Here is an 18,175-nt window from a genome sequence, read left to right as displayed (position 1 = left end):
TAGTGCCTTTTTTGACGCTAACCTCTTGATTTTATTAGTGATTTGTAAGTTTATTTATTGAAATCATATGTGGCCGGGAACAAAAAGGGGGTAGCTGTTTTTTTTGAAAAAAACGACGTAAAAAAATTCCCTTTAATATCAAATAGTTAAGGGGCTTTTGCTTGACAGTTACTGATTTCGACTGTATAATAGTAGTATAAAACCTAATTTATCCAACATATTTAACCCGGTTTCAAGCTGAAAAAGCCCTCCAGTATATATCCCCATTTTTTATCTTCAGCAATCCCTGATTTAAAGCCATTTCTATTAAAATCCAATCAATCATTTTAACGATCCTCGAATTTGCACGAGTTTGTGCATTTTGTATCTTTTTGTATTCTTGCTTTGCACGTTTACCGTATTTTTTTAATTACTGCCTGGAAGTGAAACAAAATCCGGACATTTAATTATATATGTCTCCTTCCCTTTTACCCCGAACATATCTCTCAGCTCCTTCCTTTTCTGTACATTACCTATGTTCAGAGAATTATCAAGATTAGACGAATCTAACCTTTCACAACCTTCCAGACTTTCCATTTTTTCACCGGGCATTTAGATGCAGATTTCCAGGATTTAAGGTTTTCCCTTTACAGGTCTATCGATCATTGATGGTATATCAACTTCTTTGTTTGGGAGGTTTGTTATGGATAGGATAAAACCGTCTGTTTCAAGTTGAGGAACAGTCTTGTCAGCGCGTCAACAGCTTTTGTCGTTGCAATAGTTGCAGCAGTTTCCCTTCCTGATTTATCCACGCCTTTCCCAAGGTCGTTGCAAGCGCTTCCTTCTGTCCGAAGAATACCCCTGAAATGGCTTATGCCAGTCTGCGACCTGCTGTGTCGAGTCTGCCGTTAAATGTCACTCATGGCTCATCCATGGCCTGCCGGAAAATCCCGTTACCGTATTTTTGAAAAAAAATTCTCATGTATTCCTATCCCCAGCCTACCTTTGCCACCCCAAGACGATTGGAGGTTCTCTGCCTTGTAGAGGCTTCCAACGTTTAGTAGTTCTCTTTAACAGGAGGTTTGTTATGTATAACAGTGTGTTGGTTGATACCATAACGATGGGACTGCCGAATGACAGAGATGCTGCCTTTCTTCTGGCCTCGTCTGGAGTTACATTGGAAAATCTTTTTGATGGAACCTTGCCCGCTGAAGAAGCAGAAACTACATTAAAGAGCAACTGATTGATTTCTCCTGCCTTGCAGGAGATTAATTTTTCACGGAGGTGATTTTTATGATACAATTGATAAAATATTTGCAAAAGCATGGAGTTGATGGAGTTAAGGGGATGAAGGCAAAAAAAAGAGTGACGGAGATTCTTGATATTACAAGTGGTGACGAAAAAGTTTCTTCCCTCGTCCAGGAAGTTCTTGACAAGGCTGTTGGATATGTTAGTGCGGTTTTCAAGATGGAGACAACGCTTGTTACTCAGCGGTACCGCTTGGAGGGAGAAGAGCTGCGTGAGCTAACAGAGAGGTTGGATAGACTGCGCAGAATTGCACATAATGCTCTGATAGATTCAATACGAATCTGTAATCGTTATCTCTTCAAGACATATGGGCAGGATATCCCTGTAGGAGGAGTCTATTCGAAGGACCCTATGCACCTGTCCGGCGAGACTAACCGTATTGCCATAGGCGACTGGGCAGGTGAAGTTGTTCTTTCTTTCTTTTCTGATCGTGCCCGATAGCCCGACTTAGAGTGAACCCTGCGAAGGCGGTTGGCTTTTCAATCAAGAGCTAACCGCCTTATTCTTTTCCTGTATTCGAATTGAATTATTCAAATTGAATAATTTATAATGAATAATACAAAAGGAGGTGATGGTTATCTCTAATCCGTTTACATTAGGGATTGTTTCTAAAAAAGATTTTTGTAACAGAAGCGAGGAGTTAGAGACTCTTCTAAGGCATGCACGTGGCGGTAATAACGTTGTTCTATTGTCGCCAAGAAGGTTCGGTAAATCTTCCCTCGTATATAAAACACTTGAGGTACTCGAACGGGAAGGGTTTTTGTGTGTCTACGTCGACCTCTTTCCTGTCATCTCGGAACGGGATTTTATAGAGAGATTCTCCGTTGGTGTATTTAAAGGGATAGGACGGGGCGCAGATCCAAGGACAATCGGCAGAAAAGTGCTGAATATGTTTACAAGGCTTATCCCTTCGTTTGAGGTTAAGCCTGACGGAGTGGGGATTTCTGTCAAAGTGGACAGATCTACAGATGCTGATCTGCTTCTTGATGACCTCATGGATGGGATTTATAAATATGTCAAGGAAAAGAAGATAAAAGCGTGTATCGCACTTGATGAGTTCCAGGAGATAACGGAGCTTCCGGAGTCGAAAAAGATCGAGGGCATCCTGCGTTCACACATTCAGCACCACAAAGAGATATCGTATCTCTTTGTCGGAAGCAGAAGGAGAATACTGAAGGACATGTTTTCAAAAAAACGGCCCTTTTATAAAAGTGCATTCTCCTATGCGTTAAAAGAGATACCCGAAGATGAATTTATAAAATGTATTGTTGCCAGGTTTAAAGAATCGGGCAAGAACTGTCCATCTGAAATTGCTGAAGGCATATATGAGATGGTGCGAGGTTATCCCTATTATGTCCAGAAATTGTCATCAATTGTCTGGGATTTAACAACAAAACAGTGTGACTCTGAAATCCTCCAGCAGGCATACAGGCTTCTTCTGGAAACCGAAGGCATAGATTTCGAGGGTATCTGGAGCAGTTTGACACTCACAAATAAGGCGGTTCTGAGGGCTATTGCAAAAGAACCCACGGCCTCCCCGTATACGAGAGAATACCTTGAACGGTATCAACTCTCCCTGGGAGGCGCTCAAAGGGCGATAAAAAATTTACTTAACAAGGATCTGATCGAAAAAGTACAGGACGGTACATATAGAGTTACAGATCCTGTGTTTGGTGAATGGTGTAGATTATTATAGTGTTGATGTATTATTAATTATATAGGAACATTTTCTCGAAACAGGAGGGAACACATGAAGCCAATAAATAAGATATTGGTAATATTGATTCTCTGCTTTATCTTTTTGACTGCATGTGGCAACGGTGGTAACGATGGAGAAGAGTCGTCATCAATAAAGATAACCTCATATTCCGTTGAAGGAACATCCCCGGCCTCTGATGGTGTAGTTCCTATTAACTCTATCGTGAACGATGGTGTATTCAAGGTTAGCTGGAGTGTTTCATCGGACGATATTTACCACATTGAGTTGTACTTAAGCAATGATGATGAATTATCAAGAGATACAGATGTGGACTTCTTTGGTCGGAATTGTGGCAGCATATCTACTGCTTGCAAACAAAATGGATCAGTTGATTGCCGATTTACAACCCAGAACAAAATATCCTGCGGTACGATATCAATCTATAATCCGGAGAAGGACATAACTCCATTTCTGGACCAAATACCCAAGGCTGCTTATCTAATCATGGAGGCTTGTAATGCACTGTTTGATAGCTGTGAAACCGCCTCTGTCCAAGTAGAGTTACAGTAAAAGCAATCCTGCAATATGGGGCTGTGGAACAGGCTTTCTTCTTCTATCTGAACCTTCAGCGTCCATACTCCTAATTCCTACACCTACAACCCCTCTTCTCTGCCCGTTTCTGTATCCTTCAATCTTAGCCTCTTATATAACCATTGGATGGATACGTCTATTGTCTATCCACCCACCACTATCGTTACCTTAACTTTTCGAACCCTTCTTCTGTTTACCCCCAAACATGACCCCAAAAACGACTTTTAAGGCCCCTGGATTTATCCATGGGGAGGCTCAGAAGACTTTTCAAACAAGAGGAGGCAACCAATGATTAAGAATTTTCCCGACGTAGTATCCGGCTGGACATGCCCTCGATGCAGCAATACCCCGCATCTTACCTTATATGAAGGTGAGGAGGTTGGAAAATTCTGGGGCTGTCCTAACAAAGACTGCATATACACTATGCCCTATTATCCAGGTGAGCATAATGTAGCAGCAGAAGAAGAGGATGAGAGGTTTTCAGTTTATTGCTCAGTCTGTGGCGTAGAGATTAAAAATGGTGAGTCAGCCTATGCTGTAACAACTGGAACCATTGAAGAGGAATGTTTCGGGTTTAGGACTGATGACAAGCCGTGGCTAACTGTAGCGTGTAAAGAGTGTGGCGTGAAGATTACGGAGGCTATCTGTAATATCTATCCAGACACACACAAGAAAGGAGGCAATTAATCTATGCCGGAATACAGAGTTCAATGGGAAATAGACATAGCGGCAGATAGTCCCCGGGAAGCTGCTAAAGAAGCCCTGTCTATTCAGCGCGATCCTGGCTCAGAAGCAGTCGTGTTTGAAGTTATAGACACTGACAGTGGCGAGATATTCACAATTGACTTGTTGGAAGAAAAGGGAGTTTGAAATGGGATTAACCAAAGAGATGCAGAAACGTGGCATCAAAAACTTATGGGACCTGACAGAGCTTGATGCAGAATGGGTCAATGCAGCGACTCGTGAAGAAATTAAGGAGTTTGTCCAAGAGCACAACGATGTATGGCTTGGAAGGATCAACTGCTATAAGAAAGACGAGGGTGTTCCGTATTTAGTGAAGTATGAAGGCCAAAAGATATACAACTTCGAGTATGAGTTTATGGTTCCCTGCTGCGATGATCTCCTTATGAAACTTATCAAGGAAAGAGATGCGGCTGAGTACACTGGAGCTAACGATGATTGTAAAAGGTTATCGGAAATCATAGGCAGAATTAACAAACTCGGAGGAAAGCACTTTGTTTGGGTGTAATCATGAGTGATGCAACAATATTTGATGTAAGAGGAGGTGAGTACACTGGAACGGTTTGATGCGTTTGAGGTCCATCCCGTTGCATATCTTCCGCTACACCCTAAAGATATGGTCGCGGTTTGTAAGCGGGAAGCAGTGGAGATATGTGAAGAAGAGGATGCAGATTTCTGGTCCGTCTATGGGCATCTGCCGGAGGGCGGAGTCAGGTGTCTTGCAGATTGTGATAGCAAAGAAGGTGCTGAGTATATCAAGGCGGCATTGGAATCTGTAACCGGGAGAAAAGCAGCAGGACCGTACATGATCCTCAACTGGGGATTCGGAGATAGCCTTGATGTCCAGCCAGTTACGGATCGCTCCGGTATGGTAATGCAGTTTGATGATCATGATGAAGCGTGTGAATATGCAGAGAGTAACCTGAATTTCAAGTGGAAGGTTGTAAGTCTGGAGTAAATTCTTTAAAAAAGGAGGGATGGTATGGAGGATATCAGTACGGTTTACTGTTACAAAGACTTCTGGAACTGCGATAGCCTATGTGGCCTGGAAATTAAACGATATGGTGAGAAGATAACGGTGGTCCTTACGGAGCTTGATCATAACCCGGGGACGTCAGTTACGAACATGGTTGAGCAGCTTGCCACCATGGTATATCATCAATTCCTTTCCGATATTCCCGTGGAAAACATCACCTGGATAGAGCACTACCCACCCCTTCCAAGTGTTGGAAAAGATACATTTGACAGGGTGGAAATGAGATGGGATGGAAAAAGATTCTATCAGCCTCAACGGATACGCATACCGTTTATTGCTTACCCGAGTCCATGCTGCGGCAAAGAGTCAACCTGGGTGTCTAATAGTTTGCGCAGATGCCCCTGCGGTAATAAGTGGAACGCACGTAACAAGTAATAGAGTTTGTCTGTTTGTCTGCAAAAGCCATTCCTCGCCCCCCTGTAGTATGTTTGTCAGTTTTATCCCTGCCGTAGTCTTACCTTCCTCTCTTCACGTCAGAAACACCTGCCATTCTTATCTGCTACAACAACTCCCTTCTGTGTAGTTTGCCTTTTATTCATGCATGTGTGGGATGTTCTGCCTTTAGAGAGCCGGGAAGTTCCTGGTCTTGTTGGTTCGTAGCATCAATATGGAGGTAAAACATGAAAGGAGAAGATTTGCCTGAAGACCTGCCTGCAGCAAACTTTTCAGCCATCTACGGAAAAGAAGATCCGGATGTTGCTGCTCCATGCCATGACTGTGATGGTAACCGAGGCTGCTGTCGTTCCTGAGAGTTTCTTTTCCACCACCACTCAGACAGGTACCAATATTAAATATCCGAAAAAAGGCGGGAGATATGTTTAAACATTCACCTGAGCCGTGGAGAAATGAGAGCATTACCATCCTGGGGGCAGACGGGAAGAAGATTGCTATTATGGCATCCCCGTTTGACCTGAAAAGGCAGGAAGCCAATGTTCGTCGTATCGTTGCCTGTGTTAATGCTTGCGTTGGTATCAGCACTGAAGCGCTGAATAGTGGAGCTATAGAGAATTTGATCAAGGCCTGTGAGGATGTTTTAAGGCAGGCTGAAGAATATGCTGGGACGGGTAGTCTTTTTGATGCTCTCCGGGATGCGTTGAGCAAATTAAAGGAGTAGTTCATGGGAGACTCAATTGTTTCAATCCTTGCTTATAAAAAAGTCCCTTGTAAGGGATTTTTTTCAAAAAGGAGGTTTTTTTATGAGCTGCCGTATGTATGAAGTCCGGCCAGAAAAGCTTAAGTGTCTCTGTTACATTTGCGCAGTAAGAGGTGGCTGGCCGGATTGTGACCTTTCCAAAGATGAAGACCTTGTCAAGAGGGCTTACAGGTTATTGCAAATGTGATGTTCCTTCCTTTCCACCCATCCTTTGGATGGCAATTTTTAATTTCTTACAACAACGGAGGTAAAAAACATGTTAGTAGGAACAGAGAGAGAGGCCGGACTTAAAATTTACTGCTATAGTTGCGGATGCGTTGCCGGAAAGTGCAGGGAGAGGGGGTGCAGTTCAGGTCCGTCCGCCTGCAGGCGCTGCAAGGAGAAGGCTTTTTTAGATACATGCGGCAATCACAAAGGTCTTCCCAGGCTACGGGATCTCAAGTGCGTTGAATATCATGCCTAACCTTTAACCTTCATGTGCTTAAAGCCATCCTTGATGGCTTAATCAGTCTGCCAGAGGTGTTTTATGAACATCAGTGTATATTTCAACATGAGACAGCTGAATGTATCTGCAAGGACGGCTTTTCTTGTCGCTATGGAGGCTGAGAGGAATAAGAGGCTTGGCCGTACTGTAAAGAAGGAAAAAGATTAAAAAACTGAAAAGGAGGTGTATCTGATGCTGTATAGAAGATCAACAAGGACAAGCGTAGTTATTATGTCAGACGAGGATATTGCCAAGCAGGCGATAGTCAAAGCTGCTCAGGAGCTAAATGGTGCTTATGAGCAGAAGCTGGTGGAAGAGACCTTTGTAACTGCTGTAGAGTTTTATTTCGGCAATGTTCCTCAGGCCGAAAGGAGTACCTTTATCAAGGAAGTTTTCAATATGTTCGACCGGGGACTAAAGTTTCTTGGAAAGCTCTAACCACTGTGTAGCTTTCGCTTGAGCCTCTGCTTCTGCATACCCCTCTCTCAGGAATCCTTCAAAAAGCGCCATCCACTCTTCATCCTCTGTCATGTCCTCTGTAGTATCAACTATAGCTCCACGATATCCAGCGTTCAGTAGTTGTCTGTCCATTCTCCTGATTAGATGGACAGCTCCTGGGTTAACTTTCCTGATCCTTTCCCTTATGTTTTCACGTTCTGCCATTGCTTTATTTAAAAGGATTTTAACCATTTTGTCAAGTGTCCCGTTTGCCTCTCATCCAACAGGTGCAAACGGGATGAGGATACTGCCGGAGCTGGTTCCATCGGCCACACACACCAAAAGAAATACATGCGAGGGCGGCTCCTGGGGCAGCGACTGGTGATCAGATAACCGAGAGGTTAAGTAAGGAGGAAACAAGATGAAAATCAGGCCCGAGACGTTTAAGGAATTGAAGGAGGATATTGACACTGTGATTTCCAGGGCCGGGTTTGACGTTGCGGATGCTGTTCAAAAAAGCAATATTGTCAGGGTAGGGTTTAGTCTTTTAAGCATTGTCAATTTAGACAGGGCTTATCATGACCATCCTACTTATAAGGTAAGACCCCGTTTTCTGTCTTATACAGGACGGAAATATCGCTGGTTACATGATCAAGGGCTGAACGACAGTCATATCGAGACGGCCTTAAAGAGCATTCTCTCTGAATATATCTAACACCTGTGTGGACTGTGGCGAGGGATCTGGTATACAGAAGTCCGGTGAGATGTTCTCTCAAAAAATATCCTATCCCAAAAAGGAGGTTTCTTATGTGCAAAAGACATAAATCAGCAAGGTTTATTGCAAGGGCCAGAGGTCTTATCGGTCCTGCTAATCCAGGAGCAAGGCTGTATGAGCTGGTTAACACAAACCCGGCTCTCGTGTTAGAGAAGATATCAGAGCTGGATTATTCAGACAGGAGTTCTCCGGAGATCAAGAGGATAACGAGGAAGGCGTTAGCTCAGCTAACGCCTTCTCCTGTCTGAGAAGTTAATTAATTATGTAGTGCTTGGCTTTAACCAGTCTGCCACATCGAGGGCAGTAAGGCTCTACTAAAGTATAGCGTGTTCCTCCTACCTTTATGTCCCTGTATTCCGCCAGTATTTCTTTATCTATTACATCAATCGTTAAAAGACAGCGGGAACATACCGGAGTCTCCTGCCTTACTGCCTTACTCAATTGCTCCAAAGAAATCATTCTTAACAATTTTTCTTCTACATCTATCACCGTTGCCCCTCCTGTTGTAAATATAAGGATTTTACAGAAAAAATGTCAAACAAATGAATTGAAAAAAAGGAGTTTGATGTTGCAATACCGATTCGCACGTCATGCAGTAACACAATGGGGAAGATTAGCCGCATGTCTGGGGGTTGACGACAGCATCGAGGAGCTGGAAAAGACTTTCAGGGAAGCAAAGCCGGAAAAACCTGACCGCAGATCTACCCGTTGGAACATATTTGTAAGACAGATATTGCATGGAGAAACCGAATACCGGGTAGCAAAAGGCTGGAGGTTTGTAGTTGATGGTTCTACTGTAGTTACTGTAGAAAGAGTCAGGCCTCATGAAAACTATATTAGATAGGAGGCACCTATAGTGTTTAAATTTAGAAATGTTTTAAAACGGTTTATGCGCAGGGTTACCAGCTCTGAAGAGCTCCCTCAAAGAATAGAGATCACGGAAGATTACCCATGCAGTACAGAGCCTGACCCCGATATTCCGTTCCCTATGCTCAATCCATTACAGAGCTGCTTCAGAGACTTGTATAGTCCAAAACGCAACTCTGTTGTTGAAAGTGGAACAGGTACCGGTAAAACTGCTCTTACCTATATTGCATCAAGGTATTTTCTCGATGAAGGCAAAAGGGTTGTTCTTACTGCTCCTACTCGTGAGCTCGTGAAGAACCTGTATGCCGACTCTAAAGGGGTATGGGGTGCGAAGGTCGTTGGGATGAATACCGGTTACGACAAGAATGTTGCCGGTAAATACGTTATCGTGACCACCCCTGAGGGATATATAAGTGCAGTCCGGAGCGGAAAGGAATGGACTAAAGCCGGCCTGCTGATTGTGGACGAGGCGCATAACCTGCTGGACCCTTCCAGAAGTGGTGAGCTTGATGTTGCCATCGTGATGTTTATCAGGGAAGGGGGGAAGGTGCTTCTTATGTCAGGCACTTTTCCTAATAAAGATGCAGTGGCTGATCTGCTGAATGCCGACCTGTTTATATCAAGGTACAGGTCAACCAAAATCAGCCTGCACGAAATTCATGCCCCCGACGATATAGATGCTTTGCCAGCTCCAAAGACTCCATCTTCCAACCTGATAGTCACTACCGTTGGCCTGGCATATAACAAGGAGTCGGTTAGGGTGAAGGTGCTGAAGGATATCCTGAATAAACATCATGGTGAAAGTGTTCTGGTTTTTGTGCCTACAAAGGCAGCAGGGTTCTGTTTAAGTGAATCCCTGGTTGCCCCTTTCCATTGCGCTGATATCGATGAGGCACATAAGGATAAAATAGTTGCGGATTTCAGGAAGGGGGAGTTAAAAACACTTCTTGCAACTAATACCCTGTCTCAAGGAATAAATACCCCGGCTGATGTGGTGATCGTATGTGGAATCAGACGAGGGAACTATTACCTGGATTTTATGGATGTTGGCCAGATGATAGGCCGTGCCGGCAGGGGAAAACCGGAAGCCACTGCATACATAATAGGAGACAAGATTGAGCTCTTTCATGCCAAAAAATATGTAATGGCTAAATCCCTTCCACTGCCCGTTGAATCCATGGTACTTACATTGCTCTCTCTGAACGCTGCTACCAGGGATGACCTTTATCAGGCCCTGGGAATGACTTTTGCCGCTACTTACTCAAACAGTCAAAAGATTACAGAAACGGTTGACAGCTACATACGGTTTCTGAAGGCCTGCAATATTCTGGTTGAAAGGGATGGTAAGCTCACCCTGACAAAAGAGGGGGCCCTGATTTCCAGGTATTATCTCTCTCCAAAGGCATACATGGGCTATATTACACTTGCAAGAAGGCTGGATGCGGTAGAGCTTCCGGATGTTGATAAAGGCTGTATGCTGTTGTCCGGGCTGTTGCCGTTAGGGGGTTATCGGAACTGTCCTGCCAGGTATGAAAAGGATATGTTGATGAAACTTATACAACTTGAACTTGATAAATCCGTATCTCATACCAAAGCAGGACTGCTGAAATACTACCTTAACAGACCTTCCGCAATTCCGCCCTTTTTGCCTTATCAACTGCGGGATGCTGAACGATGGATCGGAATGCTGAATGATATGGTGAAGTACCGGATTCATCAGACGGCGCCGGGGCTGAACTGGCTGAAAAATACCACGATGGCTCTAAAGACTGCTGCTACAAAAGGAAAAAGAAGGAACAAGCCGGTTCAGATTTCCTTAATGTAGCCGTTATCTCACCTAAAAACCCCTTGAACTTCAAAAAAAGGAGATTGCAGATGTGTGAAATGGTCCTTTCTGTTAGCAGCAACAGCAATACAGGAAAGGGTAGGGGGAAGGCATACTTCAGGGCTCAACGTATCAGGGTTATAAGTAAGAGGATCAGGGATTGCAAGTCAAGAAGGATCGAGCCTGAATGCCCTGGTAAGTTGGCAAAAACCCCGCCTTTCAGGGATCGAATTACGTGTAATCCAGGGAAGTTATATGCTCGTAAAGAGTATAACCTCAAAAAGTAATATATACTTAGGAGGGTCCCATGTTAGTGGGAGATGTGAATAAGTTAAACAATACGCTAAATGCTCCGACAGGGACAGAGCAGAGGCTGGCCCCGGAGCAAAGACTTCTGCAGCAGCTGGTTCTTGATAGTATAGTAGAATGTTTGAGTTATAGGGAGAAGGGAGTGATTCCAAACACTACGGCGGAGGATGCTGAACAGATATATAGGGATAATGTCAGGTTTCTCAGGAAAATAGATGAACACTACCTGAGTTATGCAGGGTTTGAGAAAAAAGACAAAATCCTGGATATAATAGCTTCCATCCCGGAATAGGAGGTCTGTATGACAGAAAACATCAGAAAAAGAGGGTTTGAGGTAGTTGCAGAGTATGAAGACAGGGGGATTGCTCTTCCGAAAAGGAAAACCGCAAGATCGGCTGCTTATGATATCGAGGCAGCCGAAGATGTAGTGGTTCCGCCGCATGGGCAGGTGAGTATTCCTACGGGCCTAAAGGCTTACATGCAGGATGACGAATACCTCGGTATTCACATAAGAAGCGGTATTTCCTTTAAAAACAGTCTTTCCTTACTTAATGATGAAGGAATTATCGATTCAGACTATTACAACAATCCGGACAATGAGGGGCATATAATTGTCGGAATTGTAAATCATTCGTCCAGGGCTGTAACGATTAAAAAAGGTGAGAGGATTGCACAGGGAATTTTTAAAAAGTACCTGCTGGCCGATGGGGACGAGGCTGATGCTGAAAGAACTGGAGGAATAGGGTCAACAGGGGTATAGAAGAGAAGGAGGGAATAAGGTGTTAGCTGTAGAGGAAATAACAGATGTAGATGATGCTGATCTGCAGGAAGTAGTTGACTACATCTGGCGCAAAAAGTACAAGTACCGGTCAGACGGGTCTCTGGATGATACCAAGTGCAGAGTTGCCAGGACTGCTGCCTCTGCAGAAGAGGCTCCGGCGGTGTGGGAGGAGAAATTCCGCTGGCTCCTGGATTTCTTTCTTCCAGGTGGCCGTGTCATGAATGCCCTGGGAACTTCCCGGTCGAAATGTACTGCCATGAACTGTTTTGTATCCCCTGTAATTGAAGACAGTATGGAGGGGATTTTTTCTGTACTTCACAAAGCTGCCCTTACCATGCAGGCTGGCGGTGGGATAGGGTTTGATTTCTCCACTCTCAGGCCTAAAGACGCTCCCGTTTTAGGGGTTGGGTCAACATCTTCAGGCCCTATCTCCTTTATGCAGGTGTATGACGCTATGTGCAGGACAATATCGTCAAGTGGGCACAGAAGAGGGGCCATGATGGCTGTGATGAGAGTTGACCACCCTGATATCGAACGGTTCGTTACGGCCAAAAGAGGATCTGAAAACAATGCCCTGGTTAATTTCAATCTTTCTGTCCTGATTACGGACAGGTTCATGGAGGCAGTAAAGAACAACGGAGAGTGGAGGCTTGTCTTCGGGGGTAAAGTCTACAAAACCGTATCGGCAAGAGCGTTGTGGGATCAGATACTTGCTCATGCCTATGATTATGCCGAACCTGGCGTACTCTTTATCGACCGGCTCAACAGGCTTAACAACCTTTATTACTGCGAGGAAATTCATGCTACCAATCCATGCGGTGAGCAGCCGTTGCCACCAAATGGAGCATGCAACCTCGGCTCCATAAACCTTACCAGGTTCGTAAGGTCCCCTTTCCAAAACCCGGAATTTGATTATGATTTGTTTCAGAAGACGATAAAGACAGCTGTAAGGTTCCTTGATAACGTGATTGATGTGGCCCGGCTGCCACTTAAGGAACAAAGGGACGAGGTTGTAAGCAAAAGACGGGTAGGGCTTGGTATTACCGGGTTTGCCGATATGCTCTGGATGATGGGGATTCAGTACGGCTCTGCGGAGGCCCTTGTGTTCAGTGATAACCTTGCAAGGTTAATGAGAGATACTGCATACAGGACTTCTGTCGAACTTGCACAGGAAAAGGGATGTTTTCCCTTGTTTGATCCGAAAAAGTATCTTGCAGGCGAATTTGTCAAGGACCTGCCTGCAGACATACGGAATGATATGCAGAAATACGGAGTCAGAAACAGTCATCTGCTTTCCATTGCCCCAACAGGTACTACCAGCCTGCTGTGGGGTAATATTTCTTCCGGGATTGAGCCGATCTTTGATCTCGAGGTGAAAAGAGAGATCAAGGATAACGAAGAGATGAAGACTGTACAGGTGAAAGACTATGCTTACTACGTCTGGAGGGAGATTGCTGGTGATAACAGAGCTCCGGATGTGTTGACTGCACCTAAGATTAATGCCAGCCAGCACATTGAGATGCAGGCCGTCTGGCAGAAGTATTTTGATGCCAGTATCTCGAAGACCATCAATTTTGATCCCAACACCTCTTTTAAGCAGTTCAGAGATACGTATCTCCGGGCATACGAGCGAGGACTGAAGGGTTGTACGGTCTACAGGGATTCGGGGAAGATCAAGAGTGTTATAAAATCCAAAGAGGACAGGTACGTTCAGCCAATAAAACTACCTGCAAGCAGAAATATGTACGCGGAAGAGGTGGACACACCAGAGGGGAAGATGTATATCAGTGTTACAGTTCATGAAAATGCTCCTCGTGAGGTTTTTGCCATTACTCCTGCAGACTCAAAGACATCAGAGTTTTTGGAGGCTGTAACTCGTCTTATGAGTATAGGCCTCAGGTGTAACGTGGATCCCAATGTAGTTTTAAAACAGATAAAAGAGTCCCTGCTAAAGTACGGAAACGTATCTTCCATGCTGGCTTATCTGGAGCGAGCTGTCAGAAAAGCAGTAGCACGAATCGGTATTGATACTGCCTTGACGGATTTTAATAATTGCCCCCAGTGTGGTGGAGTGCTTGTGATGGCAGAGGGATGCATTAAATGCTCAAGTTGCGAATACAACAAGTGTTCATAATTCATTCGAAGGAAGGGCTACCATTTCGGTGTTTGACTTGTTAAACCAGGATAGACCCCAGAGGTTTCTAAACACGCCAGTGTTTTCCCATCAAATCTCCAGCAACTTGTTGGTACATTAAAACCATAGAGCAAGGATTAAAGCAAAGATCGTTATCATAAATGCTGGCAATAGCATTCTCATTGATGCTCTCTGATAGCGATATCTTTTGTGCTGGAGTTTCAGGTCCACCCATAGCTCGCCACAAATAGAGTTTAATAAATTCTCCGGCTTGTCTTCCTTAATGCAAGCCACAAAATCTTCCACGCTATTAAGATTCTTAAATGTGTCTCTTGGATTAAGGAAAATCCTATCAGGGCCAGTGTATGAAACCTCATGGTGGCTAGGTCTGATTTTTATTGCAGCCATAACTGCTAAAACTACAGAAACCGAAATGCATGCCAGTGCGACAAGAATTATCAATTTAAACGTGATGATAGAAGATACTGCAGGTTGCTGGGCAACGATAATTCCAATGCTGGTTAGAAGGAATGCATTTGATGCAACTACAAGGGTGGATCGTGTAGTCAGTGACTCTCTCAATGAATCCGACCTTGATAGAAACCATTTTGCAATCTCAATTTCATTCAGTAATTGCATATACCTGAAGAGCATGCTGTAGTGCCAACAATTGAACGATAATATCATAATTCGAAGACAAAATCAACAGACGCATTAGATCAACACCATAATCGAAAGAAAGGAGGCAGAATTGAACAACAAAGACAAGGAAGTTATAAGTGAACTCAACCACAGACTGGCTGAGTACAGAAAGACGGGATATAACATTCCTGGAATTTCCACCCTGGTTGTTAAGCCACCACATCTTGCCCCCGTTATAAAAATTGTCCACATTGATACAAGCTATCACTCAAAGGACATTTACCCCGTAGGGGGTGGCAAATACGCCTTCTCAAGAGACGGCATTCAAAAGTTCCGTATAGCTGGCGGTATTGAGTTCGTAGGGCACCCGGGAGGCGACTATGTTCCTATCAGGAACGGAATCCTGGTCAGGGCCATGGGACGGAGGTTCGACCCGGACGGAAATACAAAGATAGAGGTTGACGGGAAAATGATCGACCTTGAAGCCAGGGAGGAAGATAAAAGGCTTACGTCCCGCAAAAAGATTGACCAGGAACATAAGGACTGGTCAGAGGAGAAGAAGAGAAGGCGGGTGGAGGAAAGCACCAAAAACTATATTTTGTCGCAGAACAAGTTCAAATACGAAATAGCTCTGACCGGTGCACAGTCCCGAGTGGTGTCCAAATTGCTTGGATTGAAAAGTACTTATACACTTGAAGAACTCAAGAGACCATTTGTTATTGTTGCCATGGTGCCGGACTGGGACAAGAATGACCCCGAAATAAAGAGGATGGTTACTGCCCGAATGTTGGGGTTTTCAGAGCAGCTATACCCAAACACCAGCCGGCCTAATAACGACCCTGCCCCTGACTGTGCTGCCCCTCCTGTGTTTTACCCTGAAGAGAGTGACAGGGATACAGCACATACCGGCAGTAGTAACAGTGAAAACCTTGTAGAGGAGGATTTTATCGATTATCCCCGTGCTTTCCAGGTTAGGATAATCAAGAAAATAATAGACCTCCGAAACATCCCTGCCGATACTTTTCCCATAGACAGTCTTGACAGCAGAGAATTGATGGAGCTGTTTAACAAGCTCAAACAGGGGGAGATTCATGCGCACAGTAATAGCTTTTGACCCGTCGTATAATGACACCGGTTATGCCGTAATCAGGCAGCAAAAGCTGATCGCTTACGGTGTCATTAAAGTTGTAGGGCCTACAGACAGCTGCCGGTTTACCTCTCTCATGTCTCGGGTAGAGGAGCTGATACAACAGTATGCTCCGTCCAAGGGGGTGGTAGAAAAACCACCTCCTTTTCCCTATCGCCGGGCTACAAAAAAACTGCCTTCATTTAGCCCTGACCCGTCGGCAAAGGAAGAGGGAAAGCCGTTGAATCTTGCCGATATACTCAAGAATAATGCGGCTACCACCGTAATTATAACAACGCTTGGCAGATACAACGTAGCGGTTGAAGAAGTGCTTGCTCATCTCTGGAAAAAATGTTACGGCAAAAACTTTGGCAAAACAGAGATGGTATCACTTGCCAGAAGTGTTTACCCTGCACTGAAAAACGTCAAGCTGTCTCATCATGAGGCAGAGGCTATCTGTATGGCTGCACTGTATTTCTGATCTGCCCGCTGAGCAGTAATCATCTTTTAGCAATCAACTTTTTAACCGGACATGGGAGTTTTACGTCCATGCCCGGTATTCATACTTTATTAAAAGGAGGTAGCCTTGGAAGATTTAAGAGACGTTATAGCGGATTGCAAGAAACTCCTGAAACGTTCCCGGGGGACCAGCTTCGTTGGCATAAAAGCAAATTTCCAGCTTGGCCGGCTGGTTCAGACTCTTGTTGAGAAAAAAGGGGAGAGTGCAGTAAAAGAGCTCTCGATTGCTTTATCCAAAGACGCTCCTCCCGTGTCGGAGGGGTTTCTGTTTGATGCTGCAAGGGTTTTTAGGTCCCTAAAAAGTGAGCAGAAATTGAAGGAGCTGCAATCCAAACTGAACGGCTGGCTGTCCTGGGGGTTTCTGGTAAACAGTTGCACTAAAGCCCCGGAAGGAAATACGGAAGAGGCCGGTCTGTACTGGGAGAGGGTTTTAACCCGGATAGAGAAAACTCTGGGCCAGGTTGATGCCCTTGCAGTCAACGCAGATAATTTGCCCGCGGATGTCAAGGAACAGCTGAAGGGCCTTCTCTTTTACATACATGATGACCAAACCCGGGACGGCAGACAGATACTTGAAGGCAATTACAGGGTCGGTCATATGGCGGACCTACAGGTATATGAGCATTTTACTGTTGCAGGCAAGGAGGAGATCGATCCGGAATCAGGGAAAAACGTGAGACTCCTTGATATCCACAGGTGTATCAGGTTTGCGGTGGATACTATGATCTCCGCAAACTGCAGGGCCTGCTTTATCCCGGGGGATGCTACCGAAACGCATGCTCCTACTCCGAATGAACAGAATGTGTTGCTGGTGGAGCTACAAAAACTTGCCAGGTATATGCCCGTATTTATTGAGCCGGGCAACCACGGCCTCAGCAAAAACCCCAGGGATGCCAATGCGCTGGAGTTTCTCAGAGGAAGGCAGAATATCTTTGTTGTGGACAAGCCCTCCATCTTTTACCAGGAAGGGATGTCTGTAAACAGCACTCCGTCCGGCCGGTGGCCACAAAAGGATTGTGCAAAGATATTCGTGCTGCCGTTTCCGAGTAAATCCATAGTTGAGAGCACGGGGGATAACAAGTCCATAGCAGAGCTGAATAAGGCTGTCAGTTTGAAGCTGAAAAGCATTATCGACTACTTCAAGACAGAAATAGATCCGAGGGTCCCCAATATCCTGCTTGCACACATTACGGTTGATGGCGCCCTGGGGGCTGAAAGTGACGAAATGCTTATGTATGATCCGCATATACACCCTGATGAGTTCAGGGAGTTTGACTACGTGGCACTTGGGCACATCCATAAATATCAAAAGATCGATGGACTCAATGCCTACTACTCAGGGTCTATCGACAGAATGGATTTCAACGAGGAAGAAGACAAGAAGGGGTTCATCCTGGTTGAGTTCAATGGCAGGACTCCTGAGGTGCAGTTTGTAGAAACGCCTGCCCGAAAGTTCAAGACCCTTACTCCGGAGTTTTTCATGCTGGAAAACCGGGCGGAAATGCTTGAGCGGGATACGATCTACCGGATCAAGGGGGAAGTATCAAAAGAGCAGTATGAGGAGCTGAAGCCTTTTCTGAGAAACGCTCCTGTTCCAATCGTAAACAAACTGACCGTCAAACGTCGAATACGAGTCAGGGATGAGAAGATGACGGAGGACCTCAAGGAAGATGAAGCCGTAAAAAGGTACCTGGAACAGATGGAGGTGGAAGAAGACACGATCCATCTCTGCCTTAAAAAACACTACGAGATAGTCAGGGGGTAATAA

At 44.8% G+C, this 18,175-nt stretch carries 30 protein-coding genes; 26 read left to right on the top strand and 4 right to left on the bottom strand.

What is annotated here, in order from left to right:
- Positions 1 to 405: 405 nt before the first annotated feature.
- Complete coding sequence (locus VST71_06745) at positions 406 to 576, bottom strand: hypothetical protein (protein ID MEC4685412.1); 171 nt, start codon at positions 574 to 576, stop codon at positions 406 to 408.
- A gap of 490 nt (positions 577 to 1,066) precedes the next feature.
- Here VST71_06745 and VST71_06740 point away from each other — a divergent pair, with 490 nt between their 5' ends.
- The 14 genes from VST71_06740 to VST71_06675 all read left to right on the top strand — a co-directional run bounded on the left by VST71_06740 (position 1,067) and on the right by VST71_06675 (position 7,429).
- Positions 1,067 to 1,222 carry a hypothetical protein gene (locus VST71_06740; GenBank protein ID MEC4685411.1) on the top strand — a complete coding sequence of 52 codons (156 nt, stop codon included), beginning with the start codon at positions 1,067 to 1,069 and terminating at the stop codon, positions 1,220 to 1,222.
- A 50-nt stretch (positions 1,223 to 1,272) separates the two neighbouring features.
- On the top strand, positions 1,273 to 1,728 hold the full coding sequence (locus VST71_06735; protein MEC4685410.1) for a DUF3232 domain-containing protein: 456 nt from the start codon (positions 1,273 to 1,275) through the stop codon (positions 1,726 to 1,728).
- A gap of 130 nt (positions 1,729 to 1,858) precedes the next feature.
- The gene (locus VST71_06730; GenBank protein MEC4685409.1) at positions 1,859 to 2,983 is read left to right on the top strand and encodes an ATP-binding protein; all 1,125 of its coding nucleotides are present in this window, start codon (positions 1,859 to 1,861) and stop codon (positions 2,981 to 2,983) included.
- A 54-nt stretch (positions 2,984 to 3,037) separates the two neighbouring features.
- The gene (locus VST71_06725; protein ID MEC4685408.1) at positions 3,038 to 3,556 is read left to right on the top strand and encodes a hypothetical protein; all 519 of its coding nucleotides are present in this window, start codon (positions 3,038 to 3,040) and stop codon (positions 3,554 to 3,556) included.
- 309 nt (positions 3,557 to 3,865) lie between these two features.
- Positions 3,866 to 4,264 (top strand): hypothetical protein, encoded by a 399-nt coding sequence (locus VST71_06720; protein MEC4685407.1) that lies wholly within the window; start codon positions 3,866 to 3,868, stop codon positions 4,262 to 4,264.
- A 3-nt stretch (positions 4,265 to 4,267) separates the two neighbouring features.
- A complete protein-coding gene (locus tag VST71_06715) occupies positions 4,268 to 4,447 on the top strand; it encodes a hypothetical protein (GenBank protein ID MEC4685406.1) in 180 nt (59 codons plus the stop codon).
- A gap of 1 nt (position 4,448) precedes the next feature.
- Complete coding sequence (locus tag VST71_06710) at positions 4,449 to 4,826, top strand: hypothetical protein (GenBank protein ID MEC4685405.1); 378 nt, start codon at positions 4,449 to 4,451, stop codon at positions 4,824 to 4,826.
- A gap of 36 nt (positions 4,827 to 4,862) precedes the next feature.
- A complete protein-coding gene (locus VST71_06705) occupies positions 4,863 to 5,276 on the top strand; it encodes a hypothetical protein (protein ID MEC4685404.1) in 414 nt (137 codons plus the stop codon).
- A 24-nt stretch (positions 5,277 to 5,300) separates the two neighbouring features.
- Positions 5,301 to 5,729: a hypothetical protein gene (locus tag VST71_06700; GenBank protein MEC4685403.1), complete on the top strand. Its 429-nt coding sequence runs from the start codon at positions 5,301 to 5,303 to the stop codon at positions 5,727 to 5,729.
- Between the two features lie 245 nt (positions 5,730 to 5,974).
- Positions 5,975 to 6,103 carry a hypothetical protein gene (locus VST71_06695; protein MEC4685402.1) on the top strand — a complete coding sequence of 43 codons (129 nt, stop codon included), beginning with the start codon at positions 5,975 to 5,977 and terminating at the stop codon, positions 6,101 to 6,103.
- A gap of 65 nt (positions 6,104 to 6,168) precedes the next feature.
- Entirely contained in the window at positions 6,169 to 6,468 is a 300-nt protein-coding gene (locus VST71_06690) for a hypothetical protein (protein ID MEC4685401.1), read from the top strand.
- A 295-nt stretch (positions 6,469 to 6,763) separates the two neighbouring features.
- On the top strand, positions 6,764 to 6,970 hold the full coding sequence (locus tag VST71_06685; GenBank protein MEC4685400.1) for a hypothetical protein: 207 nt from the start codon (positions 6,764 to 6,766) through the stop codon (positions 6,968 to 6,970).
- A 63-nt stretch (positions 6,971 to 7,033) separates the two neighbouring features.
- Complete coding sequence (locus VST71_06680) at positions 7,034 to 7,159, top strand: hypothetical protein (protein MEC4685399.1); 126 nt, start codon at positions 7,034 to 7,036, stop codon at positions 7,157 to 7,159.
- A gap of 24 nt (positions 7,160 to 7,183) precedes the next feature.
- The gene (locus VST71_06675) at positions 7,184 to 7,429 is read left to right on the top strand and encodes a hypothetical protein (GenBank protein ID MEC4685398.1); all 246 of its coding nucleotides are present in this window, start codon (positions 7,184 to 7,186) and stop codon (positions 7,427 to 7,429) included.
- On the opposite strand, the gene VST71_06670 is transcribed toward VST71_06675, so the two are convergent.
- On the bottom strand, positions 7,406 to 7,681 hold the full coding sequence (locus VST71_06670) for a hypothetical protein (GenBank protein ID MEC4685397.1): 276 nt from the start codon (positions 7,679 to 7,681) through the stop codon (positions 7,406 to 7,408). The genes VST71_06675 and VST71_06670 overlap by 24 nt on opposite strands.
- A gap of 1 nt (position 7,682) precedes the next feature.
- Here VST71_06670 and VST71_06665 point away from each other — a divergent pair, with 1 nt between their 5' ends.
- The 3 genes from VST71_06665 (at position 7,683) to VST71_06655 (ending at position 8,452) form a co-directional block, all read left to right on the top strand.
- Positions 7,683 to 7,814, top strand: coding sequence for a hypothetical protein (locus tag VST71_06665; GenBank protein MEC4685396.1), 132 nt, complete (start codon positions 7,683 to 7,685; stop codon positions 7,812 to 7,814).
- A gap of 36 nt (positions 7,815 to 7,850) precedes the next feature.
- Positions 7,851 to 8,144, top strand: coding sequence for a hypothetical protein (locus tag VST71_06660; protein MEC4685395.1), 294 nt, complete (start codon positions 7,851 to 7,853; stop codon positions 8,142 to 8,144).
- Positions 8,145 to 8,236: 92 nt separating this feature from the next.
- Positions 8,237 to 8,452: a hypothetical protein gene (locus tag VST71_06655; GenBank protein MEC4685394.1), complete on the top strand. Its 216-nt coding sequence runs from the start codon at positions 8,237 to 8,239 to the stop codon at positions 8,450 to 8,452.
- A gap of 4 nt (positions 8,453 to 8,456) precedes the next feature.
- On the opposite strand, the gene VST71_06650 is transcribed toward VST71_06655, so the two are convergent.
- Positions 8,457 to 8,693, bottom strand: a complete 237-nt coding sequence (locus VST71_06650) for a hypothetical protein (protein MEC4685393.1) — start codon at positions 8,691 to 8,693, stop codon at positions 8,457 to 8,459.
- Positions 8,694 to 8,769: 76 nt separating this feature from the next.
- On the opposite strand from VST71_06650, the gene VST71_06645 reads away from it, so the two are divergent.
- The 6 genes from VST71_06645 to VST71_06620 are packed head-to-tail and all read left to right on the top strand — an operon-like array spanning position 8,770 to position 14,120.
- Positions 8,770 to 9,048, top strand: a complete 279-nt coding sequence (locus tag VST71_06645; protein MEC4685392.1) for a hypothetical protein — start codon at positions 8,770 to 8,772, stop codon at positions 9,046 to 9,048.
- Positions 9,049 to 9,060: 12 nt separating this feature from the next.
- Entirely contained in the window at positions 9,061 to 10,896 is a 1,836-nt protein-coding gene (locus VST71_06640) for a DEAD/DEAH box helicase (GenBank protein MEC4685391.1), read from the top strand.
- A 50-nt stretch (positions 10,897 to 10,946) separates the two neighbouring features.
- Positions 10,947 to 11,183 (top strand): hypothetical protein, encoded by a 237-nt coding sequence (locus tag VST71_06635; GenBank protein ID MEC4685390.1) that lies wholly within the window; start codon positions 10,947 to 10,949, stop codon positions 11,181 to 11,183.
- 20 nt (positions 11,184 to 11,203) lie between these two features.
- A complete protein-coding gene (locus tag VST71_06630; protein MEC4685389.1) occupies positions 11,204 to 11,497 on the top strand; it encodes a hypothetical protein in 294 nt (97 codons plus the stop codon).
- A 21-nt stretch (positions 11,498 to 11,518) separates the two neighbouring features.
- Complete coding sequence (locus VST71_06625) at positions 11,519 to 11,965, top strand: dUTP diphosphatase (protein ID MEC4685388.1); 447 nt, start codon at positions 11,519 to 11,521, stop codon at positions 11,963 to 11,965.
- Between the two features lie 19 nt (positions 11,966 to 11,984).
- Positions 11,985 to 14,120, top strand: a complete 2,136-nt coding sequence (locus VST71_06620; protein ID MEC4685387.1) for an adenosylcobalamin-dependent ribonucleoside-diphosphate reductase — start codon at positions 11,985 to 11,987, stop codon at positions 14,118 to 14,120.
- A gap of 117 nt (positions 14,121 to 14,237) precedes the next feature.
- Here the strand turns inward: VST71_06620 and VST71_06615 are convergent, their stop codons facing one another.
- Complete coding sequence (locus VST71_06615) at positions 14,238 to 14,759, bottom strand: hypothetical protein (GenBank protein ID MEC4685386.1); 522 nt, start codon at positions 14,757 to 14,759, stop codon at positions 14,238 to 14,240.
- Between the two features lie 112 nt (positions 14,760 to 14,871).
- Here VST71_06615 and VST71_06610 point away from each other — a divergent pair, with 112 nt between their 5' ends.
- The 3 genes from VST71_06610 (at position 14,872) to sbcD (ending at position 18,172) form a co-directional block, all read left to right on the top strand.
- Positions 14,872 to 15,876, top strand: coding sequence for a hypothetical protein (locus tag VST71_06610; protein MEC4685385.1), 1,005 nt, complete (start codon positions 14,872 to 14,874; stop codon positions 15,874 to 15,876).
- On the top strand, positions 15,854 to 16,369 hold the full coding sequence (locus VST71_06605) for a hypothetical protein (protein ID MEC4685384.1): 516 nt from the start codon (positions 15,854 to 15,856) through the stop codon (positions 16,367 to 16,369). Before VST71_06610 ends, VST71_06605 begins: the two co-directional genes overlap by 23 nt.
- A 105-nt stretch (positions 16,370 to 16,474) precedes the next feature.
- A complete protein-coding gene (sbcD, locus tag VST71_06600) occupies positions 16,475 to 18,172 on the top strand; it encodes an exonuclease subunit SbcD (GenBank protein ID MEC4685383.1) in 1,698 nt (565 codons plus the stop codon).
- The last annotated feature ends 3 nt before the right edge of the window (positions 18,173 to 18,175 follow it).

The sequence above is a fragment of the Nitrospirota bacterium genome (assembly GCA_035873375.1).
In the GTDB taxonomy this organism is placed as follows: Bacteria; Nitrospirota; Thermodesulfovibrionia; order Thermodesulfovibrionales; family JdFR-85; genus BMS3Bbin07.
Note: the sequence above shows the minus strand (reverse complement) of the source record. Positions and strands in the feature narration are given on the sequence as shown.